Annotated in this window: 15 protein-coding genes; 7 read left to right on the top strand and 8 right to left on the bottom strand. The window is 64.6% G+C overall.

Going from position 1 to position 19008, the window contains the following annotated elements:
• Nucleotides 1–31 precede the first annotated feature (31 nt).
• A complete protein-coding gene (locus E4P09_RS21595) occupies nt 32–916 on the top strand; it encodes a haloalkane dehalogenase (protein ID WP_137391719.1) in 885 nt (294 codons plus the stop codon).
• Nucleotides 917–931: 15 nt separating this feature from the next.
• On the opposite strand, the gene E4P09_RS21590 is transcribed toward E4P09_RS21595, so the two are convergent.
• Both E4P09_RS21590 and gltB read right to left on the bottom strand, forming a co-directional pair.
• Complete coding sequence (locus tag E4P09_RS21590; RefSeq protein WP_137391718.1) at nt 932–2350, bottom strand: glutamate synthase subunit beta; 1419 nt, start codon at nt 2348–2350, stop codon at nt 932–934.
• A gap of 10 nt (nt 2351–2360) precedes the next feature.
• Nucleotides 2361–7082, bottom strand: a complete 4722-nt coding sequence (gene gltB / locus E4P09_RS21585; RefSeq protein ID WP_137391717.1) for a glutamate synthase large subunit — start codon at nt 7080–7082, stop codon at nt 2361–2363.
• 516 nt (nt 7083–7598) lie between these two features.
• Between gltB and E4P09_RS21580 the strand changes: the two genes are divergently transcribed.
• Entirely contained in the window at nt 7599–9560 is a 1962-nt protein-coding gene (locus tag E4P09_RS21580) for a S9 family peptidase (protein ID WP_137391716.1), read from the top strand.
• Nucleotides 9557–10657 (top strand): threonine aldolase family protein, encoded by a 1101-nt coding sequence (locus E4P09_RS21575; RefSeq protein WP_137391715.1) that lies wholly within the window; start codon nt 9557–9559, stop codon nt 10655–10657. The genes E4P09_RS21580 and E4P09_RS21575 overlap by 4 nt, the downstream gene beginning before the upstream one ends.
• Before the next feature lie 81 nt (nt 10658–10738).
• Here the strand turns inward: E4P09_RS21575 and E4P09_RS21570 are convergent, their stop codons facing one another.
• Nucleotides 10739–11212 carry an Hsp20 family protein gene (locus E4P09_RS21570; RefSeq protein ID WP_275406495.1) on the bottom strand — a complete coding sequence of 158 codons (474 nt, stop codon included), beginning with the start codon at nt 11210–11212 and terminating at the stop codon, nt 10739–10741.
• 277 nt (nt 11213–11489) lie between these two features.
• Here E4P09_RS21570 and E4P09_RS21565 point away from each other — a divergent pair, with 277 nt between their 5' ends.
• Nucleotides 11490–12464 carry an alpha/beta fold hydrolase gene (locus E4P09_RS21565; protein ID WP_137391713.1) on the top strand — a complete coding sequence of 325 codons (975 nt, stop codon included), beginning with the start codon at nt 11490–11492 and terminating at the stop codon, nt 12462–12464.
• Nucleotides 12465–12495: 31 nt separating this feature from the next.
• On the opposite strand, the gene hisN is transcribed toward E4P09_RS21565, so the two are convergent.
• On the bottom strand, nt 12496–13293 hold the full coding sequence (gene hisN, locus E4P09_RS21560; protein ID WP_137391712.1) for a histidinol-phosphatase: 798 nt from the start codon (nt 13291–13293) through the stop codon (nt 12496–12498).
• A gap of 386 nt (nt 13294–13679) precedes the next feature.
• On the opposite strand from hisN, the gene E4P09_RS21555 reads away from it, so the two are divergent.
• Nucleotides 13680–14231, top strand: coding sequence for a DUF3597 domain-containing protein (locus E4P09_RS21555; RefSeq protein ID WP_137391711.1), 552 nt, complete (start codon nt 13680–13682; stop codon nt 14229–14231).
• Nucleotides 14232–14348: 117 nt separating this feature from the next.
• Here E4P09_RS21555 and E4P09_RS21550 read toward each other — a convergent pair whose 3' ends face one another.
• From E4P09_RS21550 to E4P09_RS21540, 3 genes are all read right to left on the bottom strand, one after another.
• Nucleotides 14349–14741, bottom strand: coding sequence for a VOC family protein (locus E4P09_RS21550; protein ID WP_137391710.1), 393 nt, complete (start codon nt 14739–14741; stop codon nt 14349–14351).
• Between the two features lie 145 nt (nt 14742–14886).
• Complete coding sequence (locus tag E4P09_RS21545; RefSeq protein WP_137391709.1) at nt 14887–15138, bottom strand: YjiS-like domain-containing protein; 252 nt, start codon at nt 15136–15138, stop codon at nt 14887–14889.
• A 107-nt stretch (nt 15139–15245) separates the two neighbouring features.
• A complete protein-coding gene (locus E4P09_RS21540) occupies nt 15246–16322 on the bottom strand; it encodes a class I SAM-dependent methyltransferase (protein WP_137391708.1) in 1077 nt (358 codons plus the stop codon).
• Between the two features lie 215 nt (nt 16323–16537).
• Here E4P09_RS21540 and E4P09_RS21535 point away from each other — a divergent pair, with 215 nt between their 5' ends.
• A complete protein-coding gene (locus E4P09_RS21535) occupies nt 16538–17620 on the top strand; it encodes a GlxA family transcriptional regulator (protein ID WP_137391707.1) in 1083 nt (360 codons plus the stop codon).
• A 233-nt stretch (nt 17621–17853) separates the two neighbouring features.
• On the opposite strand, the gene E4P09_RS21530 is transcribed toward E4P09_RS21535, so the two are convergent.
• Nucleotides 17854–18516 (bottom strand): flavodoxin family protein, encoded by a 663-nt coding sequence (locus E4P09_RS21530; protein WP_137391706.1) that lies wholly within the window; start codon nt 18514–18516, stop codon nt 17854–17856.
• 135 nt (nt 18517–18651) lie between these two features.
• Between E4P09_RS21530 and E4P09_RS21525 the strand changes: the two genes are divergently transcribed.
• Entirely contained in the window at nt 18652–19005 is a 354-nt protein-coding gene (locus E4P09_RS21525; RefSeq protein ID WP_137391705.1) for a winged helix-turn-helix transcriptional regulator, read from the top strand.
• The last annotated feature ends 3 nt before the right edge of the window (nt 19006–19008 follow it).

Raw genomic sequence — 19008 nt, 5'->3', positions numbered from 1 at the left:
GGTTCATCCCAACGGAAGAGGCAGTGACACCATGTATTCCGCCAAGCCCTATGCAGAGAAGCGCTTTGCCGAGATCAACGGCACTCGCATGGCCTATATCGATGTGGGCGAGGGTGACCCGATCGTCTTACAGCACGGCAACCCGACCTCGTCCTATCTCTGGCGGAATGTCATGCCGCATCTGGAAGGGCTGGGCCGGCTGATCGCCTGCGATCTCGTCGGCATGGGCGATTCCGCCAAGCTGCCCAATTCGGGACCCGGCCGCTATGACTACGAAACCCATCGCGAGCACCTGTTCGCGCTGTGGCGGCATCTCGGCGTCGAGCGCAACGTCGTTCTCGTGGTGCACGACTGGGGCTCCGCCCTGGGCTTCGATTGGGTAAGGCACAACCCGGAGAAGGTTCAGGGCATCGCCTATATGGAGGCGGTGGTCGCCCCGCTGACTTGGGCCGATTGGCCGGATAATGCCAAGCGGGTGTTCCAGGGCTTCCGATCGACCGCCGGCGAGGAGATGGTGCTGACCAAGAATCTCTTCGTCGAGGGCGTGCTGCCCAACGCCATCCTGCGCGATCTCAACGACGAGGAAATGGCGGTCTACCGCAAGCCGTTCGCGGAAGCAGGCGAGGGGCGGCGGCCGACGCTCGATTGGCCGCGCCAGATCCCGATCGAGGGCGAGCCCGCCAACGTGGTGAAGATCGTGGAGGACTATGGCAGCTGGCTTGCCTCCTCACCAGTGCCGAAGCTGTTCGTCAACGCTGAGCCGGGGTCGATCCTCACCGGCCGTCCGCGCGAATTCTGCCGCGCCTGGCCCAATCAGACCGAGGTCACCGTGCGCGGCAGCCATTTCGTGCAGGAAGACAGCCCGTACGAGATCGGCCGGGCCGTTGCCGATTTCGTCCGCAAATTGCGTGGTTAAGCAACGGCAGCGAAGCTACCGCGGCAGATTGCTCGTGCCCATGAGGAATTCGTCGACGGCGCGCGCCGCCTGCCGCCCTTCGCGGATGGCCCACACCACCAGCGACTGGCCGCGGCGCACGTCGCCCGCCGCGAACACCTTCCGCTCGGAGGTCATGTAGCGCTCCGTGTCGGCCAGGATGTTCGAGCGTGGATCGCGCTCCAGCGGCAGCTCTTGCAGCAGGCCGTGCTCCTGCGGGCCGGCAAAGCCGATGGCGATGAGCACCAGGTCCGCCGGGATGACGAACTCGGTGCCGTCCATGGGCCGTCGCCGCTCGTCGCAGCGCGCCGCCTTCACCCCCGTCAGCACCCCGTTCTCACCCACGAGGCCCAAAGTCGCGCAGGAAAACTCCCGCTTTGCCCCTTCCTCCTGTGAAGACGACGTGCGGAACTTGGTCGGCCAATAGGGCCAGGTCAGCAGCTTGTTCTCGCGGACCGGCGGCCTCGGCCGGATGTCGAGCTGGACCACCTCCACCGCGCCCTGGCGGATCGCGGTGCCGATGCAGTCGGACGCGGTATCGCCACCGCCGATCACCACCACGCGCTTGCCGCCGGCCAGGATGGGCTCTTCCCCAGCCAGAGACTCCCCACCCAGCCGCTTGTTCTGCTGGATCAGGTAGGGCATCGCGTAATGCACGCCGTCGAGTTCCATGCCCGGCAACCCCGGATCGCGCGGCCGTTCGGCGCCGGTAGTGATCAGCACCGCATCATGCCCGTCGACAATCTCGTCCGCGGGGATATCGATGCCGACATTCACACCATAATGGAAGGTCACGCCTTCCGCGATCATCTGCTCGACGCGGCGCTCGATATGGTGCTTCTCCATCTTGAAATCGGGAATGCCATAGCGCAGCAGGCCGCCTGCATGGGCCTGCTTCTCGAACACGTGAACGTCGTGTCCAGCCCGCGCCAGCTGTTGGGCGGCCGCAAGCCCGGCCGGCCCTGATCCGATCACCGCCACGCGCTTGCCGGTGAGCTTGTCCGGCGGTTGCGGCTTGACCCAGCCTTCGGCCCAGGCCCTGTCCGCGATCGCCTCTTCGATCGACTTGATGGTCACCGGTGCGTCATCGAGATTGAGCGTGCACGCCTCTTCGCAGGGCGCGGGACATACCTTGCCGGTGAATTCCGGGAAGTTGTTGGTGCTGTGCAGGTCGCGCGAGGCCGCTTCCCAGTTGCCGGCATAGATGAGGTCGTTCCAGTCCGGGATCTGGTTGTTCACCGGGCAGCCGGTATGGCAGTAGGGCACGCCGCAATCCATACACCGTGCCGCTTGGCGCCCGGCCTCGCGCTCGTCCATGGGAAGGGTGAACTCGCGGAAGTGGCGCACCCGGTCGGCGGCCGGTTCATAGGCCTGGGACTGGCGGTCGATTTCGAGAAAACCTGTGATCTTGCCCATTGCCGTGTCCTCACGAGGCCCGCTTGGTAAGGCCGATGCGCATGTCGACCGACTGTTGCGATTGCGCCCGCTCGATCTCCTGCAGCGCCCGGCGGTATTCCACCGGCATCACCTTCAGGAATTTCGGCCGGTAGGCATCCCAATCGGCAAGGATCCTGCGGGCGAGCGCCGAATCCGTATAGTGCGCGTGCCGGGTGATCAGCTGGATCAGCCGCTGCTCGTCGTGATGGCTGAGATTGCTGAGGATGTCGACCAGTCCATGGGATTCGAGGTCGCCACCATGGTGGTGCAGGCGCTCCAGCATGTCGTCCTCGTGCTGGATAGGCTCCAGGTCGACCATGGCCATGTTGCAGCGCTGCTCGAAATCGCCGCTCTCATCGAGCACATAGGCGATGCCGCCCGACATGCCGGCCGCGAAGTTGCGCCCGGTCTGGCCCAGCACCACCACCACGCCGCCGGTCATGTATTCGCAGGTATGGTCGCCCGTGCCTTCCACCACGGCAATCGCGCCGGAATTGCGCACCGCAAAGCGCTCCCCGGCCACGCCGCGGAAGTAGCATTCACCGGAAATGGCGCCGTAAAGCACGGTATTGCCCACGATGATGCTCGTTTCCGGAGTGATCACCGCGTTGCGCGGCGGGCGCACCACTAGGCGGCCGCCGGACAAGCCCTTGCCCACATAGTCATTGGCGTCGCCCTCCAGATCGAGCGTGATGCCGCGGGCAAGGAAGGCGCCGAAGCTCTGGCCGGCCGTGCCCTGAAGGTGCACGGTGATGGTATCGTCCGGCAGACCCTTGTGCCCATGGCGGAGGGCCACCTCGCCCGACAGCATGGCCCCCACCGAACGATCCGTATTCTTGATTGGGCTGTCGATCTCGACCGGCGTGCCCTTGTCCAGCGCCTCCTTGGCCTCGGCAATCAGCCTGCGGTCCAGCACATGCTCGATGTGGTGATGCTGCGCCTCGGAATGGCGGATCGCTACGCCCGCCGGCACTCGCGGCTTGAAGAAGATGCGGCTGAAGTCGAGCCCGCGGGCCTTCCAGTGGGCGATGGCCGCGCGCTTGTCCAGGAACTCGGTTGCCCCCACCATGTCGGCAAAGCAGCGGAAGCCCATCTGCGCCATCAGCTCACGCACCTCTTCGGCCACCATGAAGAAGTAATTGATCACATGCTCGGGCTGGCCGACGAAGCGCTTGCGCAGCACCGGGTCCTGGCTCGCCACGCCCACGGGGCAGGTGTTCAGGTGGCACTTGCGCATCATGATGCAGCCGATGGCGATCAGCGGCGCGGTCGAGAAGCCCATCTCGTCGGCGCCGAGCAGGGCTGCCACCACCACGTCGCGACCAGTTCGCAATCCGCCGTCGCACTCGACCACGATGCGGCCGCGCAAGCCGTTCTGCACCAGGGTCTGCTGGGTCTCGGCAAGCCCGATCTCCCATGGACTGCCCGCATGCTTGATGGAGGTTAAGGGGCTTGCCCCGGTGCCGCCCTCGTACCCGGCGATGGTCACGTGATCGGCCCGGGCCTTGGCGACACCCGCCGCCACCGTGCCGACACCCACCTCCGACACCAGCTTCACCGAGATCGCCGCTTGCGGGTTCACGTTCTTCAGGTCGAAGATCAGCTGCGCCAGGTCCTCGATCGAATAGATGTCATGGTGCGGCGGCGGCGAGATCAGGCCCACCCCGGGGGTCGAGAACCGTACCTTGGCGATGGTGGCGTCCACCTTGTGGCCGGGCAGCTGGCCGCCCTCGCCAGGCTTGGCGCCCTGGGCCATCTTGATCTGAATGCGGTCGGCATTCACCAGATATTCGGCCGTCACCCCGAACCGGCCCGAGGCCACCTGCTTGATGGCCGAGCGGATGCTGTCGCCGCTGGGCAGCGGGACATAGCGGTCCGCCTCCTCGCCGCCCTCGCCGGTATTCGACTTGCCACCGATACGGTTCATGGCGAGCGCGAGCGTGGTGTGCGCCTCGCGGCTGATGGCGCCGAACGACATGGCCCCGGTGGTGAAGCGCTTGACGATTTCGGCGGCCGGCTCGATCTCATCGATCGGCACCGGGCTGTGGCCCATTTCCTCCGCATCCTTGATGCGGAACAGGCCGCGCAGGGTCATGAGCTTGGCCGACTGCTCGTTGATCTCCTGGGCAAAGGCGCGATACTCCTCGACCGAGTTGCCGCGCACCGCATGCTGCAGATGGGCAACCGATTCCGGCGTCCACACATGCGCTTCTCCGCGCACCCGGAAGGCATATTCGCCGCCGATGTCCAGCCGGTCGCGATAAAGCGGGTCGTCGCCGAACGCCTGGGCGTGCCGCACGAAGGTCTCGTGCGCCACCTCTTCAAGCCCGATCCCCTCGATCTGCGTGCGGGTGCCGGTGAAATACTTCTCGACGAAGCTCGACTTGAGGCCCACCGCATCGAAGATCTGCGCGCCGCAATAGGACTGGTAGGTCGAGATGCCCATCTTGGACATGACCTTGAGCAGCCCCTTGTCGATCGCCTTGATATAGCGCTTGAACGCCTCCTCGCGGGACAGCGGCTCCTCCAGCGTCGGCACCATGGCCTCGATGGTCTCGAAGGCGAGATAGGGGTTGATCGCCTCGGCCCCATAGCCAGCCAGCGTGCAGAAGTGATGCACCTCCCGCGCCTCGCCGGTCTCGACCACCAGGCCCACGGAGGTACGCAGCCCTCGCCGGATCAGGTGGTGATGCACCGCGGAGGTCGCGAGCAGCGAGGGGATGGCCACATGGTCTGCGCTCACCATCCGGTCCGACAGGATGATGATGTTGTAGCCCTCGCGCACCGCATCCTCGGCACGGGCGCAGATATGGGCCAGCGCATTGGCCATGCCCCGCGGGCCGATCTCGACGTCATAGGTGATGTCGAGGGTCACCGTGCGGAACGGATTGCTGGAGATGTCGCCGATCGCGCGGATCTTCTCCAGGTCCTCGTTGGTGAGGATGGGTTGGGCCACCTCCAGCCGCATATGCCGCGAGGTGCCCTTGCGGTCGAGCAGGTTCGGCCGCGGACCGATGAACGACACCAGCGACATCACCAGCTCCTCGCGGATCGGGTCGATCGGCGGGTTGGTCACCTGCGCGAAGTTCTGTTTGAAATAGGTGTGTAAGAGTTTCGGCTTGTCCGATAGCGCCGAGATCGGCGTATCCGTGCCCATGGAGCCCACCGCCTCCTGGCCGGTGGTGATCATGGGCGCCATCAGGAACTTCAAGTCTTCCTGGGTGTAGCCGAAGCATTGCTGCCGGTCGAGCAGCGACACGTTGGGCCGGCTCGGCACCGCGGTCACCTCGGGCAGCTCGTTCACTCGGATCTGGGTGCGGTCGAGCCACTCCTGGTAAGGGTGCTCGCTGGCGAGCGCGGTCTTCAGCTCCTCGTCCGAGATGATGCGGTGCTGCTCCAGGTCGATCAGCAGCATGCGGCCGGGCTGCAGCCGCCACTTCTGCACGATCCGCTCTTCCGGAATGTCCAGCACGCCCATTTCGGAGGCGAGCAGCACCTCGCCCTCGTCGGTTACGATATAGCGGGCCGGGCGCAGCCCGTTGCGGTCGAGCGTCGCGCCGATCTGCTTGCCATCGGTGAAGCAGATGGCGGCTGGCCCGTCCCACGGTTCCATCAGCGCCGCGTGATATTCGTAGAAGGCCCGGCGTTTCTCATCCATGAGCGGGTTGCCGGCCCAGGCCTCGGGGATCAGCATCATCACCGCATGCGCCAGGGGATAGCCGCCCTGATACAGCAGCTCCAGCGCATTGTCGAAGCAGGCGCTGTCCGACTGGCCCTCATAGGAAATCGGCCACAGCTTGCTCATGTCGCCGCGGAACAGCTCCGAGGACATGTTCGCCTGCCGCGCGGCCATCCAGTTGTAGTTGCCGCGCAGCGTGTTGATCTCGCCGTTATGGCAGATGAACCGATAAGGGTGCGCCAGCGGCCAGGACGGAAAGGTGTTGGTGGAAAAGCGCTGGTGCACGAGGGCGAAGGCCGAGGTCACCCGCTCGTCCGCGAGATCGCGATAATACTGGCCGAGCTTGTTGCCGAGCACGAGGCCCTTGTAGACGATGGTGCGTGCCGAGCAGGACACCACGTAATAGGCACGCGCAGCCTCCTCGGGCATGGCATAGACTCGGTTGGAGATCACCTTGCGCATCACGTAGAGCTTGCGTTCGAACTGCTCCTCGCTCATGTCGCGCACCCGCGCGATGAACGCCTGCACGTGGAACGGCTCCGTCGGCTTCACGCTGTCGCCGAGCACCGACCGGTCCACCGGCACGTCGCGCCAGCCGATGATCTTGAGGCCCTCGTCGAAAGCCGTGTCCTCGAACAGCCGCTCGATGTGCCGGCGAACGGCCTGCTCGCGCGGCATGAACAGCTGCGCCACGCCATAATGTCCCGGCTCGGGCAGATCGAAGCCGAGCCGCTCGGCCTCGTCTGCAAAGAAGGCGTGCGGCAGCTGGATCAGAATGCCCGCGCCGTCTCCCGCCAGCGGATCGGCGCCAACCGCGCCGCGATGCTCCAGATTGCAGAGGATCTTGAGGCCGCGCGCAATGATGTGATGGCTTTTGCGGTTGTAGATATTGGCGATGAGGCCGATGCCGCATGCATCGCGCTCGAGGGCGGGGTCGTAGAGCCCCGTGGCCTCCGGCAAGCCCTCCAGCCTGAAGCGCGGTGTCCGCAGCGCCTCGCGGGCCTCGGCATCTTGCGCAATGTTCCGGCTCATCGCTTCCTTCCCTCTTCACGCAGGCCAACAACCGTCGGCGCCGTCCAATGATCATATCACTGCGCAGCCAGCCCTTCCGCTCGTTCGAACCGAACCCAGAGGCGCACCTCCGGCGGGTCTTCTTGGGCAGGCTTTTGAGAGGTTCGGATCTTGTGCTTAAAGATGCCTAGCCAGCCCGGTCGAGGGAAGGGGCGGCGGCATGGATAGGCTACCGGGACGCCCCGTCTCGCGTCGTATTTTTGCGCCGTTTGGCCGGCGTGTCGGTCGTCGTCATCGGCTCGCACTCATCGATTATAGGACAGCATTACTGTCCTATCAGCGTCAACATGCCAGATTTGAATCCTTCGCGCAAGTTTCAAAATGAGCCGGACCGCAATGCGCAATAATATTTCAAGAATACACTGGTCGCGGCCAAATGCGCTGATCGAGGTGCAGCGGCGCGCGGCATGATATGAAAGAACGAGCGGCGCGAATCTGGAGCCTTGTTCGACAGGCGGGATATAGGGGTGGCGCGGAATGGATGCAACGAAGACCAGGACGGCGTTCGGAACCTGGCCCTCGCCGGTGACGGCCGACATGGTTGCAGGGCGAGCCTTGCGCTTTGGCATGGTTCAGGCGGAGGGAGAGACGCTCTACTGGACCGAAAGCCGCCCCCAGGAGAACGGGCGGATGACGGTCATGCGCAGCCGCATGGGCGCGCCTCCGCGCGATATGACGCCGGCACCCTACAGCGCGCGCTCCCGTGTCCATGAGTATGGCGGCGGCGAATTCCTGACGGTCAACGGCGCCGTCTATTTCTCCAACGGCGAGGACCATAACATCTATGTCGGCACGGTCGGCGGCGTGGTGCCGCTCACCACGGTGAAATACTACCGGTTCGCCGACTTCACCTATGACCGCTGGCGACGCCGGCTCATAGCGGTGGCCGAACGCCATGGCGGAACCACCATGGCGGAGCCCAAGAACCTGTTGGTCGAGATCCCCTTGGACGGCCGGTCCCGCGGCTATGTCACCTCGATCATCGATGGCGCGGACTTCTACGCCAGCCCGCGGGTCTCGCGCGATGGCCGGCGTCTGGCGTGGGTCGAATGGGATCTGCCGGGCATGCCCTGGGACGAAAGCCGGCTGATGGTGGCAGAACTCGAGGGCAACGGCCGGCTCGGCACCGTCGTTCACGTGGCCGGCGGCAGCGGCAGCTGCGTCTTCCAGCCGGAATGGGGCAGCGACGGCATGCTCTATTTCGTCGACGATCGCACCGGCTGGGGCAATCTCTACGCCTGGGATGGCGAGCAGATCTTTCCGCTCGCCCCGCGCGAGGGGGAATTCGGGCTGCCCCTATGGTCTCTCGGCGCCCGCACCTATGCCGAGATAAACGGCGGGCGCCTGTTCGCCACCTTCTACGAGAATGGCATGTCGCAGGCGGCTGTCATCGATCCGCGGAACGGGCAGGTCCAGATGCTCGATTTCGACCTGCGCGACATAACGCTGCCCACCTTCGCCCATGGCACCCTGTACGCGTTCGGCACCACCGACACCACGCCGCGCGCGCTCATTCGGATCGACATCGGCGAGCAGGTGAGCGCCCCGGCGGTGATCCGTCCTAGCCTCGATGTTCCGCTCGCCAGTGGTGATATCTCGGAGGGGCAGCTGATCACCGTTCGGCGCGAGCGGAAGGAGCCGGTCTACGCCTTGTTCTATCCGCCCACCAACCGGGCGCATGCGGGCAGAGCCTTGGAAACGCCGCCGATGATCGTCACCGCCCACGGCGGGCCCACCGCTATGGCCGACCGCGGGCTGAAGCCGCGCATCCAATATTGGACCAGCCGCGGCTTTGCGGTGCTCGATGTGGATTACGCCGGCAGCTGGGGCTATGGCCGTCACTATCGCGATCTCCTCAACGGGCAATGGGGCGTGCGCGATGTGCAGGATGTGATCGCGGCGGCCAAGGAGGTGGTGGCGCGTGGCCTGGCCGACGGCGACCGCATGGCCATTGTCGGCTCGAGCGCCGGCGGCTTCACCGTGCTCTGCGCACTGGCCTTCGCCGATGTGTTCAAGGCTGGCGTCTCGTCCTATGGCGTCGGCGATCTCGATCAGCTCCTGCGCGAGACCCACAAGTTCGAGTCGGGCTATCTCTACGCCCTGACCGGCACCAGCGTGGGCGCGACGGAGAAGGTGTTCGAGGCGCGCTCTCCGGTGTTCCATGCCGCCAATATCAAGGTGCCGATGATGTTCTTCCAAGGCACCGACGACAAGGTCGTCCCGCCGGAGCAGTCTCGGGTCATGGTAGCGAAGCTAAAGGCCCGCGGCGTGCCCGTCGGCTATATGGAGTTCGAGGGCGAAGGGCACGGCTTCCGCAATCCGGAGGTGGTCAAGGCGGCGCTGCTGGCCGAGCATGCCTTCTATGCCCGCGTATTCAAGTTGAGGCCGCCCGAGCCGCTGCCCGACATCACCCTGTTCAACGAGGATCAGTTACCGTGAATTTCACCAGCGACAATATTGTGGGTGTCTCGCCGGCCGTGCTCCACGCCTTGGGCGAAGCGAACGGGGGCACAGCCGTCTCCTATGGCCATGACGAGTGGACGGGCCGGGCCGAGAAACGCCTCTGCGACGTTTTCGAGCGTGAGGTGAAGGTCTTTCTGGTCGCCACCGGCACCGCCGCCAACGCGTTGAGCCTGGCGGCACTGACACCACCCTATGGCGCGGTGTTGTGCCATGAGGAAAGCCATATCAACGTGGACGAGTGCGGGGCGCCCGAGCTGTTCACCGGCGGCGCCAAGCTCGTGCCCGTGCGTGAACACGGCCGTGACGCCGGCGCGGGAAAGATTGGCGCGCGAGGCCTTGAAGCGACCCTGGCGAGCTTTGGCGGCGCGCCGCACAACGTGAAGGCCGCTGCGGTCAGCATAACCCAGGCGACGGAATACGGCACCGTTTATACGCTTGACGAGATTGCTGCCATAGCGGACCTGACGAGGCGAAACGGTCTCAAGCTGCATATGGATGGCGCCCGTTTTGCCAACGCGCTCGCGAGCCTCAATGCATCGCCGGCCGAGATGACCTGGCGGTCCGGGATCGACGTCTTGAGCCTCGGCTTCACCAAGAACGGAGCGCTGGGCGTCGAGGCGGTGGTGTTCTTCGATCCGCCGCTGGCGGACGACTTCATGTATCTCCGCAAGCGGACGGGACATTTGTGGTCCAAGGGCAGGTTCCTCGGTGCGCAGGTCAACGCCATGCTGGATGATGATCTATGGCTGCGCAACGCGGCGCACGCCAATGCCATGGCCCGGCGGCTGGCCCAGGGTCTCGCCAGCTGTCCCGGGGTGCGCTTTCCCGTTCCGGTCGAGGCCAATGCGCTGTTCCCCATCCTTCCTTCCGCTCTGGACCGGCGGTTGCGGGAGGTCGGCGCCTGCTTTTACCAGTGGTCGCCGGGCGGCCTTGATCCCTCCGACCGGCCAGGACCGGGCGAGGTGCTGGCCCGGATGGTCACTTCCTTCGCCACGACCGCCGAAGAGGTCGATGCCTTGGTGAATACGGCCCGCGCCGCGTCATTGGCCGTGGAGCCCGGCGGTGCCGGGTAATGGCATCAACCAACAAAAAGGGCGCTCCCTTGCGGAAGCGCCCCTCTCCGATCGGCCCGTGAAGGCAAATCGTCAAGGCCGTCAGGCGGCCTTCTGATCGATAACCTTCTTCTCTTCGATGGTCTTGGTGCTGTCGCCGCTCGCAATGGCGATGACACGCGGCTTCGCCGCCTCGGGAACCTCGCGGGTCAACTCGATATGCAGGAGGCCGTTCTCGAGCTTGGCGCCGGTCACCTTGACATAATCGGCGAGCTGGAAGCGCCGCTCGAAGGAGCGGGAGGCGATACCCTGGTGCAGGAAAGCCCCGCCAGAATTCTGCGACTTCTCCGCCTTGCGGCCGCTGATGCTGAGGGCCTGCTCCTTCACCTCCACATGAAGCTCCTCGGGCTTGAAGCCCGCCACCGCCATGGTGATGCGGTACTGGTCGTCGCCAAGGCGCTCGATGTTGTAGGGCGGATAGCCGTTGCTCGCATCGACATTGGCGAGCGATTCAAGCAGAGAACCCAGCCGGTCGAAGCCGACGGTCGAACGGTAGAGAGGGGTAAGATCGAACATAGCAACATCCTCCATGAGCAATGCTGTACGGGCTGCCTCCACAAGGACGACAGCCGAGATGCTTTGACGGAGCCCCGAGTGGGCATCTCCATCGCCTATAAAGTAGGTGTGCCGATTTGTCCGTCAAGGGGTTGAGAAACCGGCAGAACCGGGAAGTGCTCAGGTGAATCCCGAACCGCCCCTGGCCGGTTGCAGGTGGACCCCTGCGCAACCCTCTGGTAATAATAGGGCGGTTACGGAACCGTCATAGTTGGACCCACGGCGACAGGCGATAGGCATGGACGATCATGGTGACGTGCTGCAGTTGAACCCCCCGCCCGCCGGCCTGGCTTTCGACCATATCACCACACCTTCGGGAGCGCGGTTGCGTTATGCCCTGTGCGGACTGCAGCAGAAGCCCATCCGCGGCACGGTCTGCCTGTTCCAGGGTCGTGGCGAGTTCATCGAGAAATACTTCGAAACGATCGCCGACCTCAGGCGCCGCAACTACGCGGTCGCGGCTCTGGACTGGCGAGGGCAGGGTGGCTCGTCCCGCCTGTTGCGTAACAGCCGCAAGGGCCACATCAAGAGCTTCGCGCAATACGACGAGGACCTGGTGAGCTTCATGCGGGCGGTGGTACTGCCGGACTGCCCGCCACCTTACTACGCGCTCGCCCACTCGACCGGCGGCAGTATCGTGCTGCGCGCTCTGCCGCGGCGGAGCTGGTTCCAGAAGGTGGTGGTCCTGGCGCCGCTGCTCGGCATCAATGCGCGCGGCGTGCCGGAGGGGCCGGCCAGATGCCTTGCCCGTACCGGCAAGCTGCTTGGGCTTGGCGACGCATTCGTGCCCGGCACCGGCCGGCATCACCTTGATCATCTCAGCGTGGAGAAGAGCGTCCTCACCTCCGACCCGCGCCGCTTTGCCCGCACGGCGGCTCTGGCCAAGGCTTTCCCCGACATGGCGATCGGCGGGCCCACCATTGGCTGGCTCTGCGCCGCTCTCGACTGCATCGATGCCTTTCATCGCGATTTTCCAGCCAAGGCCGACTTTCAAACCCCGGTTCTCATGGTGCTGGCGGGGAACGAGAAGGTGTCGGACAACCAGGCGGCGCGGCGTTTTGCCCGGCGCATGCGGTCCATATCGCTGATCGAGATCAAGGGCGCGCGTCACGAAATCCTGATGGAGCGGGACTTCTATCGCGAGCAGCTCTGGGCGGCCTTCGACAGCTTCCTCGAGGAAGAGAGTTCCTGGCGATACGAGGAGGTCGCCTGAGCCGCTGCCAGCGCGCAGCAGCGCAACCAACTCACCCGTTGATAACGGACAGAGCTTCCGCATGCAGCCGCTCGTTCGCGGCCGCCACCACCGCACCCCCGTGCTGGGGATCACCGCCGGACCACGTGGTGATGACGCCACCTGCCTGCCGCACGATCGGGATCACCGCCATCACGTCATAGGAGGCGAGGTTCGCCTCCACCACCAGGTCGATGCAGCCGGCCGCCAGCAAGCAATAGCCATAGGCGTCGGTGCCATAGCGGATCGTGTGCGTCGCAGCACGCAGCCGTGACAGGCAGGCGGCCTCCGCCTCGGAGCGGAAGATCTCGGGGCTCGTGCTGGCCATCACCGACTCGGCAAGGGTATCAGCGGAGCGTACGGCGAGTTTCTGCACGCCTCGCGAATTCTCCAGGAATGCACCCTCCGGGCTCGCGAAGAAGCGCTCGCCGACGAACGGCTGGTGCATCAGCCCGATATAGGGCTCATCGTCCCGCTGCAGACCGATCAGGGTGGCCCAGGTCGGCAAGCCGGTCACGAAGGCGCGAGTGCCGTCGATCGGATCGATGTGCCAGGTAAACTGGGCGGTCTTGTTGTCTTGTTCGAACTCCTCGCCGACAATGCCATGGGTTGGGTACCGCTCGGCGATCAGCGCGCGAATGGCCATTTCCGCGTCCCGGTCGGCCTCAGTCACCGGGTCGAACAGCTCTTCACCCTTGTTGTCGATCACGAGGGGCGAGCGGAAGAGGGGAAGCGTCACGGCCGCTGCGGCATCGCCCAGGTGACGGGCGAAGGCAAGCAGCTCGGCAGACGGGGGAGAGGATGCAGCCATGAACAGCCTGGGGCGAATGACGGACGATCGGTATGTGCGAGTGCCGTATGCCACTCGTTGGCCGCGATGACAAGCCGGCAAGCGGCAGCAGCTGTCCCCCATCACCGGTAGGTCCACCCAGGCCAGCCCCTTCCGCTGCGGACGCCGCCAAACGAGGTCTCTACGAGAGCCGCCAGGCTGGCGAGCTCGCCTGATTGAAGCGAGCTGCAAGGTTCTAGATCCTCTTTTAGCTAAAGTATTTCTATTGGATAGAATACATGATGAGAGCGATCGTGCTTACTCGTATGGTAATCATGATCGAGTGGATGTGTTGTCCGGAAGTAAGAGCCTGTGGTTTCCTCTCGCCTGGATATTTGCACACATGATGCGCAAGAAGGAGAGAAGCCATGGGCATCCTCGACTCGATTAAGAACACGATCCTGGGCGACAGCAATCCGGCCGATGCACTGAGCCAGGCGGCCAATGCCGCCGCTACGGAAACGGCCAAGGCGGCCTCTGCCGCTTCGACTGTTGCGGCCGACTCCGTCGCCGCAGCTTCACAAGCCGCGAAGGCAGCCGTTTCGTCTGTCTCGAGCTCGATTGCCGCGCAACCCACGGCCGCAAGTGGGCCTTCCGTGGTCACGCCCATCAATCCGCAACCCGCAGCGCCGAGCATCTCCTCTGCCATGGCTTCGGCCGCCCCTGTCGATGTGGCCTCGATTCTCGACGCGGCCGTGAAGCAGAAGGGCGAGATGCTCGATTGGCGCAACTCGATCGTCGACATGATGAAGGCGCTGGGCTTGGACAGCAGCTTCTCCAGCCGCATGGCACTGGCCAAGGAGCTCAATTATCCCGGCGACCTAAACGATTCGGCGGCGGTGAACACCTGGCTGCACAAGACCCTGATGGCGAAGCTCGCCGAAAACGGCGGCAAGATGCTGACCAACCTATTGGGCTGACGGACGGGCCTTTCGGTCGTCCGGAAACACACGCGCCGGGCGCCCCGTGCCCCGGCGCCCCTCTCGCCATCGGGCGAGCCCGACCATCTAAACGGCGCCGGCAAGACAGCAATCCGCTCAGGCCTCTCTGGTCGAAATCCACCAGATGTTGCCGGCCGGGTCCTTTATGCCGCCGCGACGGTCTTCATCTCCTTTCCGCTGCGGTTCCTGCACCGACTGGGCGCCATGCGCGAGCGCCCGCTCGTAGGTGGCGTCCACGTCCGGCACATAAACATGCAGCCATACGGGGAAAGCGGGATATTCGGGCATCGCCTGCGCGAGCATCACCACGCTGTCACCGATCCGGACCTCCGCATGCATAACAGAGCCATCCTCCCTCGCGAGGGACATCAGCGTGGTGGCGTCGAACACGTCGGTGAGGAAACCGATCACCGCCTCCGCGTCATTGGCCATGATATAGACGGAAACGTCGGGATGTCCGGCTGGCTTGTACTCTGCGTTCACACTCATTGGGAGCTCCCTTGCGTTTGGCGCCATGCCAACCAAGTGCAGAACGCATTATAGGCCTTGAAAAGGATGGTGGCTCGTCTTGAGTAACACCAATGTGACGAGCCACGCCGCAGCGCACGCTCGCGACGGTCGTCGCGCTACGACGTCAGAAGTCCCGCCGATGCGTCCGGCCGTCCCTTCTTTGCTCCAATTGCCCGAGAACGCCCAATTGTATGTCGGATCGGGTGACCCCGAGGTCCTTCAGGAGGTGTTCGTCCAGTTTCGCAAGGGCAAGCTCGGCGATCCGCCGCTCCTGCCGCTCTCGGTATGCGGCAAATGCCAGATGGGCCGCACTCAGCGCGGCGAGCAGAACAGTCTCCGCTCCGCGCGACAAAGACTTGAGGATTAGCGCTGACATTGCAGTGCTCTCATCATTGTGGCGCCTGGCCGGAACGAATGAGGAGGCCCGGATCCCACCAGGCCTCCTCTGCGCTTGGCCTCACCGGAAGGCGGTCAATCGAAAGGTCAGCGCCGAGCTTCCAGAATGAGGTTGAACGGTGTCGCCATGGCGCGCCTGAATCGGGTGAACCCCGCTTTGCGGAACACGTCGGCGAGGCGCCCCTCGCCGGCCTGAGCACCGAGCACCATGCGGCCGCCTTCGGAGATCGCGTGCGCGCAGCAGATCGTGGTGGAGGCGGCGTAATACATCCTGGCCACCGGCGAGACATTGTCCTCCACCCGATCATTGGCGAAGGGCTCGACCAGCATCACGGTGCCGTCCAGCGCGAGCGCCCTGGCTGCATGTGCAGCGGCCGCGACCGGATCACCCATGTCGTGCAGGCAATCGAAGAAGCAGATCAGGTCATAGCCCGCAGCGGGATAATCATCGGCCCGCGCCGTTGCAAAGCTTGCCCGTTGCGCGACGCCCGCCTCCGCAGCGACCTTCTGGGCTGTGGCCACCGAATCCGCGTGCGCATCGAACCCGTGGAATTGCGAGGCGGGAAAGGCCTGCGCCATGAGCACCGTCGAATGCCCGTGGCCGCATCCGATGTCGGCCACGCGGGCACCGGCCTTGAGCTTCTCGACCACGCCATCGAGCGCCGGCAGCCATTCCGAAACGAGGCTGCCGCGATAGGCATTGCGATAGAAGGCCGCCACCCCGCAATAAAGCCGTCCGTCATGGTCGCCCCAGGGAATGCCCTTGCCGGTGCGGAAAGCCTCCACCGCCTTCTCCTCGTCCGCCCACATCGAAGCGGGAACAGCCCAGGCGTTGGGGATGAAGACCGGGCTGTCCTCGTTCGCGAGCACGAAGGCCTGCTCCGCCGTCAGCTCGTAGGTATCGCTCACGGCGTGATAGATGACATAGCCGCCGGCGACTTGCGAATTGAGCCATTCGCGGACGTATCGCTCAGCGCAGCCTGCCCGGTTGGCCAGCTCGCGCGAGGTGAGCGGGCCGGCCCCCGCCATGGCCTTGTAGAGCCCGAGCCGGTTGCCGAGGCTCACCATCACGCCGCCGTAGCCCGCGGAGAGATCACCGATTGCCCGCCCGAGAAGGGCGTCCAGTTTGGCCTGGTCGATCATGTTGCGCGAGATCTGCTCCATGTCCTGTCTCCTGTTCAAGCGCCCCCAAGAACGCGAGATTTCCCGGAAGATGGCAGCAAGGGCGAGTGGGCGACAGAGCCGGACGACCCAAAATCGGTCCGTTTCGGCCATATGGGGCATGGCAGCGCGGAAGGTCGATGAACCGGCGGCTGCGGAAACGTGGCGCGGCTGCTTTGTCCGCGTTATTCTCTGCTCCCGTGTACAAGGAGGTCCAAATGCCTCGTCACGCCGTTGCGACCAGATCGGAGCCGTTCCACGTGAGCCTCCTCGCGATCCCCGAGGCCGTGGTATCCACACTGAGTGGCATTTTCGACGTGATGAACGCGTTTGCCATGATGCCACCGCCTCCCGGCATGCCCATGCAGACGCCGCCGTTCCGGGTCGAAATCGTGGGCGCGCGGGCCGGCCCGCTGGAACTTGCAAGCCACATCCCTGTCACGGTGCAGCGGAGCGTGGCCGCGCTCGATGCTACCGACATCATCATCGTCCCCTCCGTGTTGCTCGGCCCGGAGGGCTGGCGGAAGGGCCGCTATCCTGAATTGGTCGAGTGGCTGACCGCCATGCATGCCCGCGGCGCGCTTCTGTGCTCGGCCTGCTCGGGTATCTTCCTGCTCGCCGAAACCGGACTTTTCGACGGCGTGGATGCCACCGTGCATTTTGGCTATGCCCGTACCTTTGCTGCCACCTTTCCGCAGGTGCGGATCCATCCGGAGCACGTTCTGGTCGTCTCCGGCAGACAGGAGGAACTGATCACGTCCGGCGCTTCTATGACCTGGCACGATCTGGTGCTCTATCTCATAGCGCGTCATGCGGGGTCGACCGCGGCACAGGCGGTCGCCCGCTTCTTCGCCCTGCAATGGCACCAGGACGGATTGGCACCCTACATCGTGTTCGAGGGGCGCAATGACCACGGCGATCTCGCCATCCAAGCGGCTCAAGCCTGGGTTGGCACGCATTTCGCGGTGGCCAACCCCGTGGAAGAGATGATCCGGCGCACCGGACTTTCCGAGCGTACCTTCAAGCGCCGGTTCGCGAACGCCACGGGCCTGAGCCCTCTCGCCTATGTGCAGCGCCTGAGAATAGAAGATGCCAAGCGCCGTCTCGAGCGGACCGAGGCCTCCGTCGACGAGATCAGCTGGCAGGTCGGCTACGAGGAACCGGCCTTTTTCCGCCGCCTGTTCAAGCGCGTCACGGGCCTGACGCCGGGTGCGTACCGGCGACGGTTCAGGATTCCCGATTACGCGCGGCCGGGCGCCGCGCCTGAGCAGCACGGCCGCCGGCCGGCCGAAGCGACTTGAGTGCGCATAGGACCGCGTCGGGCCGGACAGCGCTGGACTTCAGTTGCTGGCACGTCTCTTGCACAACCTGGTGAGGATCGGCCAGATTGGGGCAGCGGTTACCGCCCCCGTCAGTAACCGTCGAGCTTGGGCGATCTGACACGGGCGGCCTGGTCTCTCCCGCAATTGGCCAGGCCGCCTACTCTTAGAGCGGATCCGCGATTCGAAGAAAAGCGGAAACGCTTCTAGCGGGATCAATCCGTCGCGCCGCCAGCGGTGAGCTGAGGCGACCAGACATGCGCGCCACGTTGTGTGTCGGCGCGGTAATCCGAGTATATGCCCGTGAAGATGTCGCGGCCGAGCCGTTCGGCGGCCTTCAAAGGGTCGTTGGGGTCATAGGCAACTTCGCCACGACTATTGCCGACGCCGCGGACAACGCCGACGAAGGCGGAATGGGTGTAGCGGGAAAACTCTTGGATCTGGTGGATGATGCCGAGCGCGGCGCCCGGATAGGTTTCCTCCGACGCCAGCACCAGCCCGATGCGCTTGCCCGACATGCCGCTGCGGACCTCGGCCGACCCGGGATAGGACGCGGCATGGTAGCAGAAGGTGCGATCGAAGAACGCCTTTGTCTGGGCGGACAGGCCGTACCAGTAAATGGGCGAGCAGAAGACCACTGCTTGGGCCGGAAGGAAATCTTCGAAGAACACCCGGCGGAACTGATCGGGGATGGCGCAGTCTCCGTCGGGGCGACGGCAGACGGTGCAATCGCCCAGAAATCCTGACATGAAGTCGTCGATATGCCGGAGCGTCGCCTGCGCGCCGCATGCTTCGGCGCCGCGCTGCACGGCGCTGGCCAGCGCAGCGGAATTGCCGGTCTTCCGTGGGCTTCCGACGAGGATGAGGAGGCGGCGCATTCAAGCATTCCTTATTTGGGCCGAAACGGCGCGGCAACGTTTTCGCGATGCGGCGTGCAAAAACCTATCCCGCACTTGACAAACATCAAGTACCTACCGCTTTGTCATATACTTACCTCCTGGTTAGATTTGCCCGTGACGAAGAAAAAGCAGCCTTACAGCGCCGGTTTGGGCCCGGTTCTTGAGATGATCGGCGGCAAGTGGAAGGGCTTGCTCCTCTGGGAGCTGCGTGACCAGCCTGTTCGTTTCGGCGAACTCAGGCGGCGTATGCCGGGGATCAGCGAAAAAATGCTGATTCAGCAGCTCCGCGAACTCGAGGCGGACGGTCTCGTCCACCGCGAAGTCTTCCACCAGGTTCCGCCGCGCGTGGAATATTCGGTGACACCGCTGGGCGCATCGCTCAACAAGGCACTCACCCCGCTCTGCGCGTGGGGCGAGCGCCACGCCAAGGCATCGGCAGGAGGCGCGAAAGGGCAGGGGAACAAGTGACCC

Source organism: Rhodoligotrophos defluvii (genome assembly GCF_005281615.1).
Lineage (GTDB): Bacteria > Pseudomonadota > Alphaproteobacteria > Rhizobiales > Im1 > Rhodoligotrophos > Rhodoligotrophos defluvii.
This window is presented reverse-complemented; position numbering and strand designations above follow the sequence as displayed.

Bases quoted from the DNA above. Each gene is read 5' to 3' on its own strand.
- E4P09_RS21595 (WP_137391719.1), top strand. From the start codon at position 32: ATGTATTCCGCCAAGCCCTATGCAGAGAAGCGCTTTGCCGAGATCAAC.
- E4P09_RS21590 (WP_137391718.1), bottom strand. From the start codon at position 2,350: ATGGGCAAGATCACAGGTTTTCTCGAAATCGACCGCCAGTCCCAGGCC.
- gltB (WP_137391717.1), bottom strand. From the start codon at position 7,082: ATGAGCCGGAACATTGCGCAAGATGCCGAGGCCCGCGAGGCGCTGCGG.
- E4P09_RS21580 (WP_137391716.1), top strand. From the start codon at position 7,599: ATGGATGCAACGAAGACCAGGACGGCGTTCGGAACCTGGCCCTCGCCG.
- E4P09_RS21570 (WP_275406495.1), bottom strand. From the start codon at position 11,212: ATGTTCGATCTTACCCCTCTCTACCGTTCGACCGTCGGCTTCGACCGG.
- E4P09_RS21565 (WP_137391713.1), top strand. From the start codon at position 11,490: ATGGACGATCATGGTGACGTGCTGCAGTTGAACCCCCCGCCCGCCGGC.
- hisN (WP_137391712.1), bottom strand. From the start codon at position 13,293: ATGGCTGCATCCTCTCCCCCGTCTGCCGAGCTGCTTGCCTTCGCCCGT.
- E4P09_RS21555 (WP_137391711.1), top strand. From the start codon at position 13,680: ATGGGCATCCTCGACTCGATTAAGAACACGATCCTGGGCGACAGCAAT.
- E4P09_RS21550 (WP_137391710.1), bottom strand. From the start codon at position 14,741: ATGAGTGTGAACGCAGAGTACAAGCCAGCCGGACATCCCGACGTTTCC.
- E4P09_RS21545 (WP_137391709.1), bottom strand. From the start codon at position 15,138: ATGTCAGCGCTAATCCTCAAGTCTTTGTCGCGCGGAGCGGAGACTGTT.
- E4P09_RS21540 (WP_137391708.1), bottom strand. From the start codon at position 16,322: ATGGAGCAGATCTCGCGCAACATGATCGACCAGGCCAAACTGGACGCC.
- E4P09_RS21535 (WP_137391707.1), top strand. From the start codon at position 16,538: ATGCCTCGTCACGCCGTTGCGACCAGATCGGAGCCGTTCCACGTGAGC.
- E4P09_RS21530 (WP_137391706.1), bottom strand. From the start codon at position 18,516: ATGCGCCGCCTCCTCATCCTCGTCGGAAGCCCACGGAAGACCGGCAAT.